Origin of the sequence: Aurantiacibacter sediminis (assembly GCF_016019885.1) — a bacterium.
GTDB lineage: Bacteria > Pseudomonadota > Alphaproteobacteria > Sphingomonadales > Sphingomonadaceae > Alteraurantiacibacter > Alteraurantiacibacter sediminis.
The window spans coordinates 456,373-475,491 of the sequence record NZ_JAEANY010000002.1 but is presented as its reverse complement, the minus strand read 5'-3'; the positions used below and the strand labels follow the sequence as shown (position 1 = coordinate 475,491).

18 protein-coding genes and 1 tRNA gene are annotated in these 19,119 nt (G+C 60.6%); 5 read left to right on the top strand and 14 right to left on the bottom strand.

Annotated elements, in window-relative coordinates; genetic code table 11:
- The first annotated feature begins 43 nt into the window (after window positions 1-43).
- Together panB and I5L03_RS07830 are read left to right on the top strand one after the other, a co-directional pair.
- Window positions 44-916 carry a 3-methyl-2-oxobutanoate hydroxymethyltransferase gene (gene panB, locus I5L03_RS07835; RefSeq protein WP_197921185.1) on the top strand — a complete coding sequence of 291 codons (873 nt, stop codon included), beginning with the start codon at window positions 44-46 and terminating at the stop codon, window positions 914-916.
- A 45-nt stretch (window positions 917-961) separates the two neighbouring features.
- Window positions 962-2,029, top strand: a complete 1,068-nt coding sequence (locus I5L03_RS07830; RefSeq protein WP_197921184.1) for a DUF475 domain-containing protein — start codon at window positions 962-964, stop codon at window positions 2,027-2,029.
- On the opposite strand, the gene I5L03_RS07825 is transcribed toward I5L03_RS07830, so the two are convergent.
- The 4 genes from I5L03_RS07825 to I5L03_RS07810 are packed head-to-tail and all read right to left on the bottom strand — an operon-like array spanning window position 2,013 to window position 7,858.
- Window positions 2,013-2,975, bottom strand: a complete 963-nt coding sequence (locus I5L03_RS07825; RefSeq protein WP_234035142.1) for a bile acid:sodium symporter — start codon at window positions 2,973-2,975, stop codon at window positions 2,013-2,015. The genes I5L03_RS07830 and I5L03_RS07825 overlap by 17 nt on opposite strands.
- A 25-nt stretch (window positions 2,976-3,000) precedes the next feature.
- Window positions 3,001-4,365: a PEP-CTERM-box response regulator transcription factor gene (gene prsR, locus I5L03_RS07820; RefSeq protein ID WP_197921183.1), complete on the bottom strand. Its 1,365-nt coding sequence runs from the start codon at window positions 4,363-4,365 to the stop codon at window positions 3,001-3,003.
- The gene (prsK, locus tag I5L03_RS07815; protein ID WP_197921182.1) at window positions 4,365-6,473 is read right to left on the bottom strand and encodes an XrtA/PEP-CTERM system histidine kinase PrsK; all 2,109 of its coding nucleotides are present in this window, start codon (window positions 6,471-6,473) and stop codon (window positions 4,365-4,367) included. The genes prsR and prsK overlap by 1 nt, the downstream gene beginning before the upstream one ends.
- On the bottom strand, window positions 6,473-7,858 hold the full coding sequence (locus tag I5L03_RS07810) for a TIGR03013 family XrtA/PEP-CTERM system glycosyltransferase (RefSeq protein WP_197921181.1): 1,386 nt from the start codon (window positions 7,856-7,858) through the stop codon (window positions 6,473-6,475). The genes prsK and I5L03_RS07810 overlap by 1 nt, the downstream gene beginning before the upstream one ends.
- Before the next feature lie 227 nt (window positions 7,859-8,085).
- On the opposite strand from I5L03_RS07810, the gene I5L03_RS07805 reads away from it, so the two are divergent.
- Entirely contained in the window at window positions 8,086-8,532 is a 447-nt protein-coding gene (locus I5L03_RS07805) for a hypothetical protein (RefSeq protein ID WP_197921180.1), read from the top strand.
- Between the two features lie 3 nt (window positions 8,533-8,535).
- Here the strand turns inward: I5L03_RS07805 and I5L03_RS07800 are convergent, their stop codons facing one another.
- From I5L03_RS07800 to efp, 4 genes are all read right to left on the bottom strand, one after another.
- Window positions 8,536-10,362 (bottom strand): SLC13 family permease, encoded by a 1,827-nt coding sequence (locus I5L03_RS07800; protein ID WP_197921507.1) that lies wholly within the window; start codon window positions 10,360-10,362, stop codon window positions 8,536-8,538.
- A 230-nt stretch (window positions 10,363-10,592) separates the two neighbouring features.
- Window positions 10,593-10,677, bottom strand: a tRNA-Leu gene (locus tag I5L03_RS07795).
- 26 nt (window positions 10,678-10,703) lie between these two features.
- The gene (locus I5L03_RS07790; protein ID WP_197921179.1) at window positions 10,704-11,522 is read right to left on the bottom strand and encodes an inositol monophosphatase family protein; all 819 of its coding nucleotides are present in this window, start codon (window positions 11,520-11,522) and stop codon (window positions 10,704-10,706) included.
- Between the two features lie 149 nt (window positions 11,523-11,671).
- Window positions 11,672-12,235, bottom strand: coding sequence for an elongation factor P (efp, locus tag I5L03_RS07785; RefSeq protein ID WP_197921178.1), 564 nt, complete (start codon window positions 12,233-12,235; stop codon window positions 11,672-11,674).
- Between the two features lie 117 nt (window positions 12,236-12,352).
- On the opposite strand from efp, the gene I5L03_RS07780 reads away from it, so the two are divergent.
- Window positions 12,353-12,706, top strand: coding sequence for an elongation factor P (locus I5L03_RS07780; protein WP_197921177.1), 354 nt, complete (start codon window positions 12,353-12,355; stop codon window positions 12,704-12,706).
- 12 nt (window positions 12,707-12,718) lie between these two features.
- On the opposite strand, the gene I5L03_RS07775 is transcribed toward I5L03_RS07780, so the two are convergent.
- The 4 genes from I5L03_RS07775 to I5L03_RS07760 form a co-directional block, all read right to left on the bottom strand.
- The gene (locus I5L03_RS07775; RefSeq protein WP_197921176.1) at window positions 12,719-13,396 is read right to left on the bottom strand and encodes a M23 family metallopeptidase; all 678 of its coding nucleotides are present in this window, start codon (window positions 13,394-13,396) and stop codon (window positions 12,719-12,721) included.
- Window positions 13,397-13,398: 2 nt separating this feature from the next.
- Window positions 13,399-14,685 (bottom strand): L,D-transpeptidase family protein, encoded by a 1,287-nt coding sequence (locus I5L03_RS07770; protein WP_197921175.1) that lies wholly within the window; start codon window positions 14,683-14,685, stop codon window positions 13,399-13,401.
- 87 nt (window positions 14,686-14,772) lie between these two features.
- Complete coding sequence (gene thiE / locus I5L03_RS07765) at window positions 14,773-15,390, bottom strand: thiamine phosphate synthase (RefSeq protein WP_197921174.1); 618 nt, start codon at window positions 15,388-15,390, stop codon at window positions 14,773-14,775.
- Window positions 15,391-15,407: 17 nt separating this feature from the next.
- A complete protein-coding gene (locus I5L03_RS07760) occupies window positions 15,408-16,301 on the bottom strand; it encodes a fructose bisphosphate aldolase (protein WP_197921173.1) in 894 nt (297 codons plus the stop codon).
- Window positions 16,302-16,369: 68 nt separating this feature from the next.
- On the opposite strand from I5L03_RS07760, the gene I5L03_RS07755 reads away from it, so the two are divergent.
- The gene (locus I5L03_RS07755) at window positions 16,370-17,188 is read left to right on the top strand and encodes a flavodoxin family protein (RefSeq protein WP_234035141.1); all 819 of its coding nucleotides are present in this window, start codon (window positions 16,370-16,372) and stop codon (window positions 17,186-17,188) included.
- 4 nt (window positions 17,189-17,192) lie between these two features.
- Here I5L03_RS07755 and I5L03_RS07750 read toward each other — a convergent pair whose 3' ends face one another.
- The gene (locus I5L03_RS07750; protein ID WP_197921172.1) at window positions 17,193-17,834 is read right to left on the bottom strand and encodes a 2OG-Fe(II) oxygenase family protein; all 642 of its coding nucleotides are present in this window, start codon (window positions 17,832-17,834) and stop codon (window positions 17,193-17,195) included.
- Between the two features lie 5 nt (window positions 17,835-17,839).
- Complete coding sequence (locus tag I5L03_RS07745; protein ID WP_197921171.1) at window positions 17,840-19,039, bottom strand: phosphoglycerate kinase; 1,200 nt, start codon at window positions 19,037-19,039, stop codon at window positions 17,840-17,842.
- Window positions 19,040-19,119 lie beyond the last annotated feature (80 nt).

Here is a 19,119-nt window from a genome sequence, read left to right as displayed (position 1 = left end):
AATCAACTCTCGCGTCGAGAGGGCAGTCTGTTAAAGAGGTCGTATGTCCACGACCTACACTCTCGATACATCGACCAGCCGCGCCAATCCCACTCCTGCGCCGATGAAGCGGCTCACCGTGCCGAAGATTCGCGCGCGGAAGGTAGACGGCACAACGGAAGAACCGATTGTGATGCTGACGGCGTACACCGCGCGGCAGGCACAACTGCTCGATCCGCATTGCGACCTGCTGCTGGTGGGAGATTCGCTTGGTCAGGTGATCTACGGCCTGCCCTCCACGATCCCTGTCACCATGGAAATGATGGCGAACCATGCCGCTGCTGTGGTGCGGGGTAGTTACCATTCGGTAGTGGTCGTCGACATGCCATTCGGCTCTTACGAGGCCTCACCGCAAGACGCTTTCGATGCGGCCGCTCGGCTGCTGAAAGAAAGCGGCGCTGCGGCGGTGAAGGTGGAAGGCGGCGAAGCGATGGCGGAGACCGTAGCTTTCCTCAGCCAGCGCGGCATTCCGGTGATGGGCCATGTCGGCCTGACCCCACAGGCTGTCAATGTGCTCGGCGGCTATATGGCGCGCGGTCGCAGCGATGCTGAAGCCGAAAAGATCGTCAGCGATGCCAAGGCTCTGGACGAGGCTGGTGCATTCGCCATCGTTGTGGAAGGCGTGGTCGAGCCGATTGCCATCGAGGTGACCAAAGCCGTGTCCTGCCCCACCATTGGCATTGGCGCATCGGCCAAATGCGATGGGCAGGTGCTGGTGACCGAAGACATGCTCGGTATGTTCGAACGCGTGCCGCGCTTCGTGAAGAAGTATAACGACATTGCAACGACCATCGAGGAAACTGCAAAGACCTACGCCGCCGAAGTGCGCGACCGCGGTTTCCCCGGGCCGGATCAGCTTTACCAGCCCAAGAATTGACGGCGCAAAGCCGCTCCATCTACCCGCATAATCAGGATTGACCGCATGGCGACTTTGCTGCGCTATTATACATTCTCGCTTTTCTTCACCGCGGCCTGCCTCGGGCTTGGCCTGTGGTATGCGATTTCCAGTTCCGATACTCTCGGCGCGGTGCTGCAGATCATGTGGATCATCACGATCCTGTCGATCCTCGAAGTGTCGCTCAGCTTCGACAATGCGGTGGTGAATGCGACTGTTCTGCGGGAGATGGATCCGGTCTGGCAGCAGCGCTTCCTTGTCTGGGGTATTGCGATTGCGGTGTTTGGCACGCGCATCGTTTTTCCGCTCGCCATCGTCGCGATTGCGGCGAATATTGGGCCGGTGGAGGCGGTGACGCTCTCACTCAACGATCCTGAACGGTACGAGGAAATCGTATCCGGCGCGCATATCGGCATTGCCGGCTTCGGCGGTGCGTTTCTTGCGATGGTCGGCCTCAAATTCTTCTTCGACGCGGACAAAGAGGTTCATTGGATCGGCGTATTGGAAAAGCGACTGACCAAAATCGCTGCCCTTCCTGCGATCGAAATCGCGTTGCTGCTGGTCGTGATCTGGGTGATTTCATCGCAACTTTCCGATGCAGACGCGCTGACCTTCATCACCGCAGGCGTCCTCGGCCTCGTGACCTTCATCGCCGTGTCGGCGCTGGGCGAATATCTCAACATGCGCGAGGAAGCGAAAAAGGCGAGCGGCGTCGTGGTGCGATCCGGGCTCGGCGGGTTCCTCTATCTCGAAGTACTCGATGCGAGCTTTAGCTTCGACGGAGTGATCGGGGCCTTTGCGCTGTCGAACAACATGGTCGTCATCGCGCTGGGCCTCTCCATCGGTGCGATGTTCGTACGTTCAATGACGATCCACTTGGTGCGCAAGGGTACTTTGGCTGAATACCGCTATCTCGAGCATGGCGCGTTCTGGGCGATCATCGTGCTCGGCGCGATCATGCTGACGTCTGCCATCGTGCATATTCCCGAAGCGATCACGGGGCTTATCGGCGTCGTGCTGATCGGTCTTAGCTTCTGGTGGTCCGTGCGGCACAACCGCGCGGAGAAAGCGGCTGAGGCTACTGCGGCGGAGTAAATCGGCTAGCCAGCGGGGCCGATATGACCAATTGCAGCAAGTGATAGATCAGCACTGGTAGCAGTACGAGCCCCGCGACTGCTGGTGGAAACAACACCGCGGCAAGCGGCGCGCCCATGGCGATGCTCTTCTGTGCTCCCGCAAAGAGGAAGGAGATGCGGTCTTCCCTCGGCAACCCCAGCACCCCGCTCACCATCCATGCGCCCACGAAAGCGAATGCGAGCAGCGCGATGACGAGGCCCAGCATCAGCGCCCACCCTGACGCATCGAGCAGCGACCAGAGCCCCTGCACCACCGCGCTTGAAAAGGCGGCATAGACAGCAATCGCGATGGCGATCCGGTCCATCCAGCCGATCATTGTGCGATTGTCTTGCACCAGCGCACCAAGCCGCGACTGAAGCGCTTGCCCGATCACGAATGGCAGCAGCAGGATCATGCCGATCCGCTGCAACCCGCTGAGATCGACGCCCGGCGTGCCGCTATTTGCGACAAACGCCATGATAGGCGCGGTGATGAATACGCCTAAAATATTAAGCACCGCCGCCGCGACGACGGAGTTCGCGACATTGCCGCCCGCAATCGAGGTGTAAGCGGTGGCGGATTGCACGGTTGATGGCAGCACACCGAGAAAGATGAAACCGAGCGCGATGCTCGCAGGGAGAATACCCTCCGCGATTTCCGACACGCCCCAGCCCGCAAGCCCCATCACCGCAAACACCCATAGGATCAGCGGCACCAGCACGCGCGCATTGCGCATCCCCCGCCAAATCTCGGCGCGCGGCAGGCGCAGGCCGTTGAGCAGGAACAGCAGGAAAATCGCCACGTCGGAGACACTTCGCGCGATCACCGCGCCCTGCCCGCTCACCGGCAGCACGCTCGCAGCAAAAATCGCCACGAGCAACAACCGCACCAGCGGATCGAAGAATGTTAGGACGCGCCCCATCATCGGCGCGCGGTGTGCCGCCTGCGCGCTAGTGCTGCAAGTCGTATTGCTTCAGCAGGTCATAAAGCGTCGGTCGGCTGATCCCCAATATTTTGGCGGTATTGGAGATGTTCCCTTCGCTCCGCGCCAATGCGTGGCGGATAACCGTCCGGTCCGATTTCTCGCGCGCGCTCTTCAGATTGAGCACATTTGCCGCTTTCTCATCCTCCTCGATGAGGTCGAGATCTTCGGCAGCGACCAGCTTGCCTTCAGCCATGATGACAGCGCGCTTCACGCGGTTTTCGAGCTCGCGCACATTGCCCGGCCAGTTCCAGCCATCGATGGCGGCAAGCGCATCGGGCGCGAAACCAGTGACTGCCGGGTTCATTTCATTGGCAAACCGCTTCAGAAACGCCTTGGCGAGCAGGGTTGCATCGCCGGGCCGCTCTGCCAGCGCTGGGATTTTTACGACGATTTCGGCAAGGCGATAGAACAGGTCTTCACGGAAGCGCCCATCGGCGACCATTGCCTCAAGGTCCTGATGCGTGGCGCAGACGATGCGCGTATCGACGGCGATGGAGCTGCGCCCACCGATCCGCTCAATCGTGCGCTCCTGCAGGAAGCGCAGCAGTTTGACCTGCAGCGGCAGCGGAATATCGCCCACTTCGTCGAGGAAAAGCGTGCCGCCGTCGGCCATTTCGATCTTGCCCTCGGTCGTTTTGACAGCGCCCGTAAACGCGCCCTTTTCGTGACCGAACAGCTCGCTTTCGAGCAGGTTTTCAGGGATCGCCGCGCAATTGATGGCGACAAAATTGCCGCTCTTGCGATCGCTTGCATCGTGCAGGCCGCGGGCGAGCAGTTCCTTCCCCGTTCCGCTGGCGCCCAGCAGCATCACCGAGACATTGGTATTCGCCACACGCTCAATCGTGCGCGCGACTTTCACCATTTCCGGGGCGGAAGTAATCATGCCGCCAAGGACTGTGTTTCCCTCGCCCGCTTTGGCGGCGAGCGCACGGTTTTCCTTCTCGATCGTGTGCAGATTGAGCGCGCGGCGCACGATCAGGCCCAGCTGCTCGATATCGACCGGTTTCTGGTAGAAATCATAGGCGCCGTGCTTGATAGCCTGTAATGCACTTTCCCGCGCACCGTGGCCTGAGGCGACAATCACTTTCGTGTCAGGCTTAAGTGCCATGATCTCGTCGAGCACTTTGAAGCCCTCGGTCGTGCCATCAGGGTCAGGCGGCAGGCCGAGGTCGAGAGTCACGACAGGCGGCTCTTCAGCCCGCAGCGCGGCAATCGCGTCTTCCCGATTGCCGACGATCGTCACGTCGAAGTCCTCATAGGCCCATTTGAGCTGCGCCTGCAGGCCCTGATCATCTTCGACAATCAGCAGTTTGGGTTTGTGCTCGGCCATTACGCGACCTCTTTCTTGTGTGATTGCATTGCCTGGATCATGTCAGCCGTGCCGCTCAGCGGGAGGCGTATGACGAAGCGTGTGCCCAGCCCTTCGCGCGATTCGACATCGAGACGACCTCCCATCGCGCGGATCAGCTCGCGCGCTTCGAAGGCGCCGATGCCAAATCCGCCTGGCTTGGAAGAATGGAACGGCTTGAATAGCCGCGTGCGAATGAATTCGGGCGACATGCCGCTCCCGGAATCGATGATTTCAAGCTGCGCATTTCCCGCTTCGGCACGCAAATCGAGGATGACGGGCGTGCCGTTTTCGCTCGCCTCGACAGCGTTTTGCACCAGATGAACCAGCGCCTGCTCCAGTGCCTCGCGGTCGCCTCTTACAGCGCATTGATCATTTTGCTGCAACGTCACTTCGTGCTGCCCGCGATATTGTTGCGCGATGCGCTCTAGCACGTGCTCGAGCGCGAACTCATCATGCTCCTTCCCGCCTTGGTTCCCATAGCGTCCAAGACGTGCAAGCAGCGCTTGCAGCTTGTCGGTCGAGTTGCGCAGCGTCAGAATCATGTCCGCACGAAATTCAGGCTTCTCCGCGTGCTTTTCCGCATTGCGCGCGAGCAGTGAAAGCTGGCTTGCCAGATTTTTGATGTCGTGCATGACGAAGGCGATGCGGCGGTTGAATTCGTCGAAGCGCTGCGCCTCGCCCAGCGCGTCTTGGCTACCCTGCTCTGCCAGATAGCTGGCAAGCTGGCGGCCCACCACGCGCAGGAGGTCAAAATCCTCCCAATCAAGGCGGCGCGTATGCGGCGGTCGCGCAAGCAGTACGATCCCGACAAGCCGCTCGTAATGCAACAGCGGGACCAACGCCCAGCTATTGGCATCTTCAATCAACCACTTAGGACAAGCGGCGGAGGGAATGTTTTGCTCCTCGCCGCGGCGCAAATCGTCGAGATCGAGAATGAACTGGCTTTCTTCAAAGAACCGCACACCTGCCTGGCTCAGCGCATCACCGGGAACGTCGATCTGTGGCCACTGCCAACGCGCAGCGAGAGCGAGGCCACCCTCCTCTCTCGGAGTCAGGAGCAAGCCTGATGGGCTGTCGGTGATATCGGCCACGGCCTGTACAGCGCGTTCCGGCAGGGGCGGAGCCTGCGGCCCGGCGCGTCCGATCGTGTTGGTGAAGCGCAGCCATTCGGAACGGTAGTCATAGCGATGCTGGAACAGGTTTTTCGACAGCGTTACCCGCACCCAGGCACGCAGCCTTTTGGAAGAGATTACCGTCAGCGCAATGGCGCAGGCGAGTAGCAGAAATCCCGTTTGCAGCAGTCGGCCATAATCACTTCCCACATAGGCGAGCCCTTGCGCGACCACGATCATCGCGACCAGATAGGCGCCGATCAGCAGCAGCGAGAAAGACTGGAAGGCAAAGCTGCGCGACGGGCGAAAGCGCAGCTCTTCCTTATTGCGGAACAAGCCGAAGGCAAGCAACAGCACTGCCAGCAAGAGTGCCAAAGGACGCAAATCGCGAAGCAGTTGCGGCGTGCCCTCGCCGAGATAGGCGATGGCATAGAAATTGAGATCAAAGAGAAACAGGCCACCAAGTGCAGCCGCTGGCCAACGCAGCGCAAGCCGCGCCTGCTGCGATGCCCCCGCATAAAGATTGTGCAATAGCACGAGCGTGCCGATGCATAGCAGCAAACGGAAGGTGAAAGAGAATTGGTTGATCAGCAATTGCGCGCCGGGATGATCGGCATATTGCAATGCCGCGGGGATCAGCGCGAATTGCAGCAGTTCGACAAATGCGAGTGCAGCCACGACAGGGCGGATCGGCGCGAGGCTTTTATCCCGGTCATCATGGCTGAACAGACGATAGAGCATCCACAGCCATGCGAGATAAGCCATTGCCAAGAGGATCTGCGAGAAAACGGCATCGGCTCCAAGTCCTGCGACGCTGAATGCCCAACCTGCATTGATGCCCAGCGCAGCAGACGTCGCGGCGATGGCGGGCCCTTGGGCTCGCTGGTTCGTCGCCAGCCACAGGCCAAGCGCCACCGCGGAAATCGCGGCAGCGAGATAGGCCAGATAGATAACAAGGTCCCAAGCGACGCCCATCAGCGCGCCCCCTCCGGCCATAGGATGACCCGCAGCGTTTGCAGCATGATCAGCAGATCGAGGAAAGGCGTGTAATTCTTCGCGTAATAGAGATCGTATTCGAGTTTATGCCGGGCGTCCTCGATACTCGCGCCGTAGGGATAGTTGATCTGCGCCCAGCCGGTGATGCCAGGCTTCACTACGTGGCGTTCGGCATAATAAGGCAATTTATCGTCCAGATCCTCGACGAATTTCGGCACTTCGGGACGCGGCCCGACAAAACTCATATGACCGCACAGCACCGTCCAGACTTGCGGCAGTTCATCGATCCGCACCTTGCGAATGAAAGAGCCGACGCGCGTTACGCGGGGATCGTTCTTCTCGGCCCATTTTGATCCGTCTTTTTCGGCATCTGTGCACATGCTGCGCAGTTTCACGAGCTCGAACGTCTGGCCATACAGACCCACGCGCTTCTGACGGAAGAAGGCCGGACCTTTGCTGTCCATTTTCACGATCCCGGCAAACAGCAGGATGATGGGAAACGTCAGCAGCAGCAGCAAGCCGCTTGCGAAAATGTCGAACACGCGCTTCGCAGCGCTGGAGAAAGCCCTGCCGGATGAGAATCCGTCGGAGAAGATGAGCCAGCTGGGATTGAGCGTATCGAGGTCGACGCGGCCCGTTTCGCGTTCGAGGAAGCTGGAGAATTCGTTGACATGCACCCCGGCTGTCTTGACCCGCACGAGATCCTTCAGCGGCAGGGAATTGCGGCGCTCTTCAAGTGCGAGGACAACTTCGGTCGCGCTCAATTTTGCGACATGCTCCGAAAGGTCGCTGATCGCTGGCCTGTCGATCGCCTCGGCAATGGCAGTGGGGCCGCTCCCCATGTTGATATAGCCGACGATGGTAAAGCCGCTATCGGGCTTCTGGCTCAGCTTTCGCAGACGATCTGCTCGCAGCCCTGCCCCCAGAACAAGCACACGCCGGCGGAAGGCCGAAGTGCCCAAAATCCCTCCGACCACCAGCCTGTTCAGCGTCAGCAACACGACCGCCATCGCCATCGCGAAGAGCAGCGTGCTGCGCCAATAGGTCTGACCGGGAAGAAGGAAATCAATGACGGCGAGAGCGAGAATGGCGAGGCTGATGGCCACTAGCAAACGGGCTCCAGCAAAGCGCATGGAGCGCAGCGCTTCGGGTCCGTACACTCCCACAGCTATCATCGCGGTCAGGGTCGTCGCAGCAAAGCCGATCAGTGGCAGCACGCGCTGGGCGAAGCTGCCCGGATCCATGCCAATCTGCGAGGCGCGAAACTTCCACGCAAAATCACCCGCCACCAGCAGCAGGATGAAATCCAACAATCCCAGCAGGATTACTGCGTGAGGGATGTAGTGTTTGAACAGGCGAATCATGTCTTCTGCCGTTTCGCAGCGCGGAGGGATTTCCGCACCTTGCGCCGCGTTAACCGCAACAGATGAAATGTCGGTAAACTTTACACAGGCTTCGCCGAGCTTAGGAGAACTGCGGCTTTGCCGTGGTTGGCGCTATTGGCGGATCTCGCTTTTGCAGCCTGTTTGAAAGGCCAAATTAACCCTGCAGCCGCGCCATTGGTTAACGGGTGCTCGCGTAATGCGTTCATATGGCGAAGCTCTCCAAGCCCCCTATTCCGCTGAAGATGTACAAGCATTTTGCCGTCGTGACGCTGTCGATGACGGCGGCGATTGCCATGTTTGCCGATAGCGATCACCGTTCGGCGGCTTCGGCCCAGGCAGAGAGCGCGATCACCTATGTCCAGCAGACCGAGATTGCGCCGAGCGACAGGCGTGTCGCCGGTATGATCGATGCGCGGGAGGCAGAGGTGCAAGGCAACTTTGGCAGCGAGACTGGCAGCTTTGGCGGCACAGTTTCAGCGCAGGGCGGTAGCGGTGGCTGGCTAACCCCCGATAGCCAAAACCAGCGCCGCAATTCGAACTCCCACTTTGACGAGGAAGAGGACGCCGACGCGCAGGCCACTCGGGATGCTGCCATTCGTGCCTCAGCCCAGCGCAGCGGTCGTCGGAGCGCGAGCGCGGATGCTCCCAGCTGATCGCTACATTCCGTAGGTCGTCACCAACAGGAAGCTGAGCGTCACCACCATGATGAGCACCAGCGGCACACCTGTCTTTACATAGTCGCCGAACTGGTAATTGCCTTCCGCCATGATCAACATGTTGGTCTGGTAGGCAATCGGTGTTGCGTAGCAGAGGTTGCAGCCGAACAGCACGGCGAGGATCAGCGGCTCCTGCGGCAGTCCAAGCTCGGTCGCGATGGCAAAGGCAATCGGCGTTCCAACCGTCGCAGCAGTGGCATTCGACGCGAAGTTGGTGAGGACAGTCACGAAGATCATGATCGCCGCCAACACGCCCGCTGCAGGCAGATACTGTAGACCCATCGCGAGCACTTCGCCCAGCCATCCCGCCGCTCCGCTTTCGAGCACGATCCGCCCGATGGCGATACTCGCTGCCACCAGCACAATGACTTTTGCCGAAAGCGCGCGCCCCACCCTGTCGAACTTGACGCAGCCGGTCACGAACATAGCGATGGAACCGGTCAATGCGGAAATCGCGATTGGCACTTTCAGCAGGTAGAACCCCTCCGAGCCGACCCAAGGTATGCCGACGGAAGCGAGCGCAATGGCGAAGAACATGATTGCGCCCGCCAGCAAAGCCTTTGACCGACGCGGCATTTCCCGCGCGCCTTCCAGTTGCAGAAGGCTATCCCCCGAAACGAAGGCTTCAAGCTCCTCTTGCAGGCCCATAGCGAGGAGCACATCGCCTTCCGCAATACGCAGCGACTTGCGATGATCCTGCTGCGGACCAATTGTCTCAGGCTTGTGCACACCCAGAACGGCAACACCGTAATGGTCGGCAATCCCCGAAGTCGCGAGCGTCCGCCCGATGAGGCGGCTATCGGCGGTAACGACCATTTCGACGATCTGGATGTCCTCTCCGCGTTCCTGCGAATCGGACGTAATTTCATCGATCACCCATGAGGGCGCGACTTGCCCGCGCAACACGCGTATGGCGTTTTCGAGCCCGTCATGCGTGCCCGAAATCAGCATACGCTGGCCGACCGCGAACGCGCCGCCCGGCCGCTCTTCGAAGCGGAAGTCGCCGGGCAGCTTCTCAACGATCTCGTCGAAATGCTTGTCCACCAATTCGCTTTGCGGCGTCACGCGCAGATGCGCGAAGAAGCGGCGCGGCGCGAGGCCGGCTTCGGGCGAGTTGTCCGGCAGCAGACGCGGCATAACCAGCCACAGATAAGGCAGGGCGACCAGCGCGGCGGCCAACACGATGGGCGTGTAATGGAACACCGACATTTGCGGCATGCCCAGATCGACAGCAATCCCCACCACGAGCAGGTTGGTGGACGTACCGATGGTCGTCGCCATACCGCCGATCAGCACGGCTGCATTCAGTGGCATCAGCGTTTTCGATGCAGGCATCGCGCCGCGCGCGGCAAGCGCGATGAAGATCGGCATCAGCAGCACCAGAACCGGCGTATCGTTGACTATCATCGAGAGGAACATGGCGAGCAGGATGGACACCAGCAGGCCGAGTTGCAGGTTGAACTTCCACACCTGTTCCAACACCCGTGCGGCCGGTTCCAGCGCGCCTGTAACCACAAGGCCGCGCCCCATGATCATGAGCGCGCAGATCGTTATCAGCGCCGGATGCCCAAAACCCGCAAAGGCCAGCGCAAGACCATCGGTCTGCTGGGTGTGGGGCATCGGATAGAAGTAGAGGAACACGCCTATGAGCGCGATCGTGAATAGCGATACGATTTCGATGCTGGGCTTGCCGCGGGCGAATGCCACGAATACCGCTACCGTCAGCAGCATCGCCGCAAGGGCGTGAAATGATGGTGCTTCAATCACGGTCGTCACTCAACTCCCAAAGCCGCGCCAGTTTTGCAAGCATCTTTCGCCGGGCGCGCCAGACTGCGACACAGATTGCAGTTGTAAGACAAGGCGCCGCGTCTGCCTGCAAGGCGAAAATGCGCGCCAAACCGCCTTTGGGGCATGGACTTTCGAAATGCGTGCAAGACGGATCACGGTGCAGATCATTCCGCGCGACAAGCATACTTGCAGCATTGTAGGAAAATGACTGGTACCCCAGGCCGGACTCGAACCGGCACTTCGTTAGAAACTCGATTTTGAGTCGAGCGCGTCTACCAATTCCGCCACTGGGGCCCCGGAATGCGGGCTGCCTCTACTCCCTATTTCAGGGAGTTGGCAACCAGCTTGTGCAAACGGGAATGCAAAGGATCATTACCCGCGATCACCTGCTCGTCGCAAATCGGCTGTGAGCGGCCACGATAATCGGTTACGAAACCGCCAGCTTCGCGCACCAGCAGGCAGCCGGCGGCGGTGTCCCACGGGCTGAGGCCGCTTTCCCAGAAACCGTCATAGCGGCCAGCAGCCAGCCATGCGAGATCGAGCGACGCGGCGCCGAAGCGGCGGATTCCGGCAACTTCCGGACCGATGGCACCAAAAATCCGGCTCCATTCGGCAAAGTCGCCATGGCCCTGATAAGGCGTACCGGTGGCAATCAGCGCTTCGTGCAATTGGCGGCGGCCCGACACGCGCAGGCGGCCATCGTGCAGCCACGCACCGCGCGATTTTTCCGCCCAGAATGTTTCATCGGTGATCGGCTGGTAGATAACCGCAGCGGTCACATCGCCCCAGTCATCGCTGCCCAGCTTGCGTTCCTGCACAGCAATCGAAATTGCGAAATGCGGGATGCCGTGGAGAAAATTGCTGGTGCCATCGAGCGGATCGATGATGAAACGCGGCTTGTCGTCATCGCCCTCCAGCTCGCCAGCTTCCTCCATCAGGAAGCCCCAGCCCGGACGCGCGACTTTCAGCTCGTCCCACAGGATGCGCTCTGCTGCGCGGTCTGCCTTGGATACGAAATCGGCAGGCCCCTTGCGGCTGACCTGAAGATGTTCGACTTCACCGAAATCACGACGCAAACGGCCACCCGCCTTGCGGGCAGCCTTTTCCATCACGCGGACAATTGCTGGAGCTGCGGCCATATTAGCTTCCTAAGTCTCCGGATTTCGTTTCAGGCCGGAGCGAAAATGGTGGTTCGCGAGAACCGGAGCGGAGCGTATTACAAATACGTGAGCACCGGAAGCGCAGCGGACTGCCGTTTGCAGCCCGGCATGGGACGAAAGGCGGGGGCTTATCCAGCCTTCCCGACATAGCTCTGCTCGTACACATCGACGACGATGCGCGTTCCGCTTTCGATATGCGGCGGAACCATGATGCGCACGCCATTGTCGAGCACGGCGGGCTTGTAACTGGATGAAGCGGTCTGGCCCTTCACCACGGCATCGGCTTCGACGATTTCGGCCTCGATCTGCGTTGGCAGCTGCACGCTGATGGGCTTTTCTTCCCACAGTTCCAGCTGCACGGACATGCCATCCTGCAGGAACGGGCGGGCATCGCCCAGCAGGTCGCTCGGCAGGTTGATCTGCTCGTAGGTGTTCGTGTCCATGAACACGAGCATGTCGCCATCCTCATACAGGAACTGGTATTCCTGCGTGTCGAGGCGAACCTTCTCCACCGTATCGGCGCTGCGGAAGCGGACGTTCGTCTTGCGGCCATCCTGCAGGTTTTTCATTTCCACCTGCATATACGCCCCGCCCTTGCCGGGCTGGGTGTGCTGGATCTTGGCGACTTTCCAGATGCCGCCTTCATATTCGATGATGTTGCCGGGACGGATGTCCACACCGCTGATTTTCATGGGAGTGCTCTTGTCGTTCAGAATGTCAAAGATTGGGCCGCGCCCTAGCCGCTGTGGCGCGCCGCGGCAAGCATATGGTTCATGACGCGCTCAGCATCTGGTGCTAAAGGCGCGGGCATGAAACGCTTCGCGACTCCAATTCTGCTCCTCTGCGTTGCTTCGCTCGCTGCGCCCGCCATCGCCCAGGGCCAGATCGGCACCGTGGAGCGCGGACGTTATGTTTGCGAATTGCCGGGCACGGCGGCTGGCTCTGTCGGTATTGCGCAGCCGGATGAGAATTTCACGATCCTCAGCGCGTCGCGCTATTCCTCGCCGCAGGGTGAAGGCACCTATCTTCGCCGTGGAAACCGGCTGACGATGACGAGCGGCCCGCGAAATGGCGATTCCTATGCGATCCAATCGAACGGGTTCCTGCGCAAAATCGAAAATGGCGAGCCAGGACGCCTGCGCTGTATTCGCCAGACCGGCTGATCGTTCCTTTATCTAACGTTGCGCAGTCAGTATCGGGTAAGGATTGACCGAAGTTGACTCTTCGTACCATTCCGCTTCGGGGCTGGTGCGCATGATCTCAAAATGCAGGTGCGGCGCTGTGGGATCGGCATTGCCGCTCGACCCGACCGTGCCGAGCCTTTGCCCACGCCGCACTTCCATGCCTTCGCTCAGCTGCGCATCATATTCAGCAAGGTGCGCGTAATAATAGATTGTGCGCCTGTCCGTGGAGCGGACATATACCGTATTGCCGCCGGCATCCGATTGGAAGATCCGCTCGACCATACCCGGCGCTGCCGCGATCACGGCCGTGCCTTCCTCTGCCATGATGTCGATGCCCTGATGCTGGCGAGCGCCGCCGCCGCGCACGTCCAGATAGGAATCGATCAGCTCATCCGCGCTTACTCCGCTCACGGGGATGGCGAGGCCCGCTGCGGTGAGCTCAGCAGAGGGCAGATCCGAAGTTTCTGACGTGTCGGGGCTGGAATCCTCGTCAGTTTCGACCTGGCCAGATGAGGCAATTTCATCGTCAGTCTGCGCAGCGATTTCAGGCTGTGGCTGGGCGTCGTCCTCGCGCCCCAGCAATACCGCGCCTGCAACGATCCAGCCCGCCGACACGAGCGTCGCTGTGACGGCTGCCACTTTCAGCTTTTCGACGAAGGGCGACGCCACGTTTATTCCTCGAAAATCACCTGCGTATCCTGGTCCACCATGCCCGCAAGCCGCGCTGCATCCCAATTGGTGAGGCGGACGCAGCCGCTCGACTGCGCGCGGCCGATGGTTTCGGGATCGGGCGTGCCGTGGATACCGTAATGCTCCTTGCTGAGGTCGATCCAAATGACGCCGACCGGTCCGTTCGGGCCCGGCGGCAGGGTGTAGGTTTCGCCCTCTTCCTCCCCACCGCTAAGCACAGCGGGATCGTATGAGTATGGCGGGTTATAGGCTTCACCCACAATGTCCCATTCTCCGATCGGAAGCGGAAACTGGCTGGAGCCGGAGCTGACAGTGAACATCGCGACAAGCGTATCGCCCTGGTAGGCCTTCAGCGTGCTGGCGGATTTGCTCACCACGATGCGATCGACCTGCGGTTGCTCCGAACCGACTCCAAGCGCTGCCAGTGTCTGCTGCCAGCCGCGATCGGTGATGGAGCCGGGTGCGATGCGATCTGCGCCGATATTGGGCACGCGGATTTGCTGGCCAACGCGGAAATAGCTGTCGGATTCGCCCGCATCACCGCTGGCGGTTGGCGTAGGTGATGGGGTGGACGAGCTATCGGGAGCCTCTGCTCCTGCCGGGCGGCCATTCGGGTTGAGCTCGCGCAAGACCTCGACAGTCGTATGGAAACGCTCCGCCAGCTTCTCGTCGAGCGATTTGTAGCCGAGATTGTCCATTTCGGCCTTGGCGGCGGTGTCTTCCGGGATGTCGGTGAATTCAATGTCGCCCCAGCCAGCCGGAATTGTCACGACGCGGGTGGCCGGAATGCGGCTCGACTCCGAAAGCGCCTCTTCGGTCGCTCGATCAAGCTCACCGGTGATTTCGAGGTCATTCGCTTCCTGGAAGCCGCGCAGCGCGTTCTCGGTCGACATGCCCATGCGCCCGTCGATCACGCCAGGGCCAAAGCCGCGGCGATCGAGCACGACCTGCGCCTGCATGATCGGGCGGTCCTGGCTATCGGGAATGTCCGAAGGCGTATCCGCCCCTTCAATGCCCGAGCCGTTCATCCCCTCGCTGCCATCCTCGTCGGTCGGCGCGCTATTGCGCTGGATCGAGGTGTACGCCGCGTCATTTGAGGCCATCGTGTCGGCGTAATTGTCATCGCCATAGGTTTCGTAGCCAAAATCCTCGGCGGGTTCGGTCTGCGCCGTTTCGTTCTCGCCGCCGCTATCGGCACTGTCCGTGCCGTTGAGGCCGCAGGCGGCGAGCGGGAGTGCGAGAATGAGGGACAAATAGGAGCGTTTCATGTCGGTTGGCCTTGTGCAGCACGGGGCTCAGCGCCCTCTACACAACCAACTCACTTATCATTGATTTGCTCCGGCTCGCGGTGAGCTTCAGCCGATGGCGCTGCGAAAGGCTTCGACCGCGGCAACCTCATCTTCGGCCCAAATTGCGTGGGAAACGGCTAGAAAGTCCGCGCCAGCCTCCACCAGCGGCTTGCAATTCTCGGGCGTAATCCCGCCGATGGCCACGCAGGGTATCTCGAACAGGCCAGACCACCATTCGATGATCTCCGGCTCCGGCCGGTGCTCGCTCGCTTTTGTCTCGCTGGGGTAGAAGGCACCGAAAGCGACATAGTCCGCGCCCGCCTCGCCCGCTTCCATCGCCAGATGGCGGCTCGCATGGCAGGTCACGCCGATCTGCATCTCGCGGCCCAGCTCTTCGCGCGCTTCCTTGGGATCGCCGTCGCTCTGCCCCAGATGCACGCCATCGGCCTTCAGGCGGCGAGCGAGCGCCAAATCATCATTGACGATAAAGCCCACATCATGCGCAGCACAAATCTCCTGCAAGGGCGCGGCGAGCCGTGCCGCTTCATGCTGATCAACGCCTTTGACACGGAACTGGAAGGCCGTCGTCAGCCCCTTTCCAGCGGCCAGCGCGCGATCGAGCCGGTCAGGGAAATCCCCGCCCACATCGAGCGGGGAAATGAGATAGAGCTGACAATCGGACATGGTGTTTCGGCGACCGCTTATTCGCCCACGCTAGCGCAGGCGATTTCGTCGATCGCATTGCCCAGCGCCTGGTCGAACTGCTGGTCATCCATCTTGGCGTTGAGCACTTCGAGCAGAGCGCGGCTGAAGCTGGCGATCATGCCATCGTTTTTGGCGAGCTCGCTACATGCCTCGTCACGGCTGTAACCGCCCGACAGTGCCACTACGCGCAGCACCTGCGGGTGATCGATCAACGGCTTGTAGAGATTGGGCTCAACCGGAATGGTGAGCTTCCACATCACCTGCTTGCCCTCCGGCACACGCTCCATCTGGTCGAGCGCGCTGGACAGGAGCAGCGCCTCTGCCTGCGCGCGGCTTTCGCTCTGCAAGCTGACTTCTGGTTCCAGCATCGGGACCAGGCCATTATCGAGGATCTGCAGGCCGAAGTCCATCTGCTGGTGCACGTTGGCAGCGATGCCTTCCTGGTTCGCCTCATGGATGACAGAGCGCATCTTGGTGCCGAACACGCCCAGCTCCTTCGCCCGCGCACACATGTCATTCAGCGTCGGGATTTCCTTCATCAGCTGCACGCCGTTTTCAGTGTCGTGCATACCCTTGTCGACTTTGAGGAACGGCACGACGCCGCGGCGCGAAAGCAATTCCGGAATGGGCGAGCCTTCCGAATTGCAGCCTTCCATGGTCTTTTCGAACAGGATCGCGCCGATCACTTTGCCATTGGAGAAGCTGGGCGAATCGACGATGCGGCAGCGCATTTCGTGGATCTTGCCGAACATTTCCTCATCGCCCGACCACTCGCTGTCTTCCACGCCATAGCCTTGCAGCGCCTTGGGGGTGGAGCCTCCCGACTGGTCCAGGGCGGCGATAAAGCCTTTCCCATTGGCAATACGGTCAGTCATTTCGGCAGTGTTCATCGGGTTTTCCTCCACGTGCATAGGTATTCGGCAAGGCTCCTATTGCGAGGGCGTGGTGAGCGCAAGGCATGTCTGAGGGGAACCCACTGCCTGCCCGCTCGCTGTGCAAATGGATGGAGGAGAACGGCATGGCACTCAGCAACAAGCAGACCGAAATCAGCGAGAACTGCGCGATTGATTTTTCCGACCTGAAAGCGGTGATGTTCAATGCCACTCTGAAACCAGCGGGCGAGAAATCACATACCGATACGCTGATGGACGTCGTGGCCGAGATCTTCGCGATGCAGGACGTGGCAGTGAAGCGGCACCGCTTATCGGAATACCGGCTGGCGCCTGGCGTTTACCCTGACATGACCGAGCATGGCTGGGATCGCGATGACTGGCCGAAGCTCAGCCCCGATGTTTTTGAAGCGGACATCGTCATTCTCGGCACGCCGATCTGGCTGGGCGAGAAAAGTTCGATAGCGCAGGCCTTCATCGAGAAGCTCTATGCGCATTCGGGCGAGACCAATGAAAAGGGGCAATACGCCTTTTACGGCAAGGTCGGCGGATGCGTGGCCACCGGCAATGAAGACGGGATCAAGCATGTCGGCATGGGCGTGCTCTATTCGATGCAGCATGTCGGCTTCACCATCCCGCCACAGGCCGATTGCGGCTGGATCGGGCCTGCTGGCCCCGGCCCGTCCTATGGCGACGAGCAGGATGACGGCAGCCGCGCCGGTTTCGAGAATGAATTCACCCAGCGAAACACGACTTTCATGGCCTTCAACCTGCTTCACGCCGCGCGCATGCTGAAGGATGCAGGCGGCTATCCGGCTGCCGGAAATGTTCGCACCGAATGGGACCGCGGCGTAAAACCCGGCTGGCCCAATCCCGAACATCGATAAGGGCTTAGTGCGGCTTTTTCATCCCTGCCGAGAGGTTGATTGCGATGGAGATGCGCGTGCCCTCGCCTTTGAACGGGCGCACGGCGTGCTGCAGCCAGCTGGGGAACATTACGATCATGCCGGTTTGCGGGCGGATCGAGATTTCGTGGCTTTGCGGCGCGCCATCGGCGCCTTTCATTCGCAGGTCGGGCGCGGCCATCTGGACCATCGGGCTACGCGGATCGAGCAATTGCAATTCGCCGCCAAGCTGCGGATCGGCATCGCTTTCATAGCCATCGTCGACATAGGCAACCGCCGACCAATAGCTGCCCGGATGGGTGTGATATTGGTTTGCGTCACCCTTTTGGCTGACATTGGCCCACAGCTCCGGATGCCAGCCAAACCGGCTTGCATCGGGGCTCTTGATATCGACGCTCGCCTCGTCCGCCATGGTCATCGCCTTGAAGACCAGCGCTTTCGCCGCCTCCCCGCCCCATTCGAGCATATTGGTGTTGGAATGCCAGCCGCCAATATTGCTGATCGAGACACCCTGCCGGTCGCGCATCATCTCCGCATCCACCGCATCGCGCAGCATGGCGATCCCCGCCTCGCTTTGCAGACGATCGATGATGAAGGGGGTCGCGAAGAGCTGCCTGGTGTCGGTCATGCCAATCAGGCGGAAAGCGCCGCGACGCCGGGCAATTCCTTACCTTCCATCCATTCGAGGAATGCGCCGCCTGCGGTCGATATATAGGTCACATCATCCGCAACATCTGCATGGGCGAGCGCAGCCACGGTGTCGCCGCCACCGGCCACCGAAACCAGCGCGCCAGCCTGCGTCAGCGCGGCAGCGGTCTTGGCGAGCGATACCGTTGCTTCATCGAATGGCGGCGTTTCGAAGGCACCCAAGGGGCCGTTCCACACCAACGTGGCGCAGGTCTTGAGCACATCGCCCAGCGCTTCGACCGCCTGCGGCCCGACATCGAGGATCATCTCGTCTTCGGCGACTTCGTGAACATTGCAGACACGCAGGCTCGGCGGATTGGCAGCAAATTCCTTTGCCACCACGACGTCATACGGCAGATGAATGGTGCAGCCCGCTTCGTCGGCAGCATCCATGATTGTGCGCGCGGTGTCGGTGAGATCATGCTCGCACAGGCTCTTGCCGACATTCACGCCGTTGGCGGCGAGGAAAGTGTTTGCCATCCCGCCGCCGATGATCAGGTGCTGCACCTTGCGGCTGAGGTTTTCGAGCACGGCGAGCTTGGTGGAAACTTTCGCCCCGCCCACCACGGCTGCAACCGGCGGATTGGGCGTTCCAAGCGCGGCATCGAGCGCCTTCAGTTCCTTTTCCATCGCGCGGCCGGCATAGGCGGGCAGCAGATGCGCGAGCCCCTCGGTGCTCGCATGTGCGCGGTGGGCGGCGGAGAATGCGTCATTCACGTAGAAATCGCCGTTTTCCGCGATGCCCTTTGCAAGTGCTGCGTCATTCGCTTCCTCACCCGGCCAGAAGCGGGTGTTTTCGAGAATGCCTATATCGCCATCGCCGAGAATGCCGATCGACTGTTCGACGACAGGACCGGTGATTTCCGGAATGAACATGATTTCCCGGCCGACGACTTTCTCGACATCGCCGAGCACGTAGCTGAGACTCATTGTCGAGTTGCGCTCACCCTTGGGCCGACCGTAATGCGCGAGCAACAGCACTTTCGCCCCGCGATCGGCGAGTTCGAGGATGGTCGGCGCGACAGCGTTGACGCGGGTCAGGTCAGTCGCCTGCCCGTCCTTCATCGGCAGGTTGAGATCGACCCGCACCAGCGCGCGTTGGCCGGTCAGATCCTGCGGCAGGTCGTCGAGGGTTTTGAAAGTCATAAATCATCCCCTCCTCCCCCTTAACGGGGAGGGATACGAAGGCTTGGCGGCTCGCCCGCCTAGCCGGAGTTGGGTGGGGG

Coding starts and splice junctions, on each gene's coding strand:
- I5L03_RS07825 (WP_234035142.1), bottom strand. CDS start 2,975: ATGATGGGGCGCGTCCTAACATTCTTCGATCCGCTGGTGCGGTTGTTG.
- prsR (WP_197921183.1), bottom strand. CDS start 4,365: ATGGCCGAGCACAAACCCAAACTGCTGATTGTCGAAGATGATCAGGGC.
- I5L03_RS07745 (WP_197921171.1), bottom strand. CDS start 19,039: ATGACTTTCAAAACCCTCGACGACCTGCCGCAGGATCTGACCGGCCAA.
- I5L03_RS07750 (WP_197921172.1), bottom strand. CDS start 17,834: ATGACCGACACCAGGCAGCTCTTCGCGACCCCCTTCATCATCGATCGT.
- panB (WP_197921185.1), top strand. CDS start 44: ATGTCCACGACCTACACTCTCGATACATCGACCAGCCGCGCCAATCCC.
- I5L03_RS07830 (WP_197921184.1), top strand. CDS start 962: ATGGCGACTTTGCTGCGCTATTATACATTCTCGCTTTTCTTCACCGCG.
- I5L03_RS07755 (WP_234035141.1), top strand. CDS start 16,370: ATGTCTGAGGGGAACCCACTGCCTGCCCGCTCGCTGTGCAAATGGATG.
- efp (WP_197921178.1), bottom strand. CDS start 12,235: ATGAAAATCAGCGGTGTGGACATCCGTCCCGGCAACATCATCGAATAT.
- I5L03_RS07810 (WP_197921181.1), bottom strand. CDS start 7,858: ATGATTCGCCTGTTCAAACACTACATCCCTCACGCAGTAATCCTGCTG.
- thiE (WP_197921174.1), bottom strand. CDS start 15,390: ATGTCCGATTGTCAGCTCTATCTCATTTCCCCGCTCGATGTGGGCGGG.
- prsK (WP_197921182.1), bottom strand. CDS start 6,473: ATGGGCGTCGCTTGGGACCTTGTTATCTATCTGGCCTATCTCGCTGCC.
- I5L03_RS07805 (WP_197921180.1), top strand. CDS start 8,086: ATGGCGAAGCTCTCCAAGCCCCCTATTCCGCTGAAGATGTACAAGCAT.
- I5L03_RS07770 (WP_197921175.1), bottom strand. CDS start 14,685: ATGAAACGCTCCTATTTGTCCCTCATTCTCGCACTCCCGCTCGCCGCC.
- I5L03_RS07780 (WP_197921177.1), top strand. CDS start 12,353: ATGAAACGCTTCGCGACTCCAATTCTGCTCCTCTGCGTTGCTTCGCTC.
- I5L03_RS07790 (WP_197921179.1), bottom strand. CDS start 11,522: ATGGCCGCAGCTCCAGCAATTGTCCGCGTGATGGAAAAGGCTGCCCGC.
- I5L03_RS07760 (WP_197921173.1), bottom strand. CDS start 16,301: ATGAACACTGCCGAAATGACTGACCGTATTGCCAATGGGAAAGGCTTT.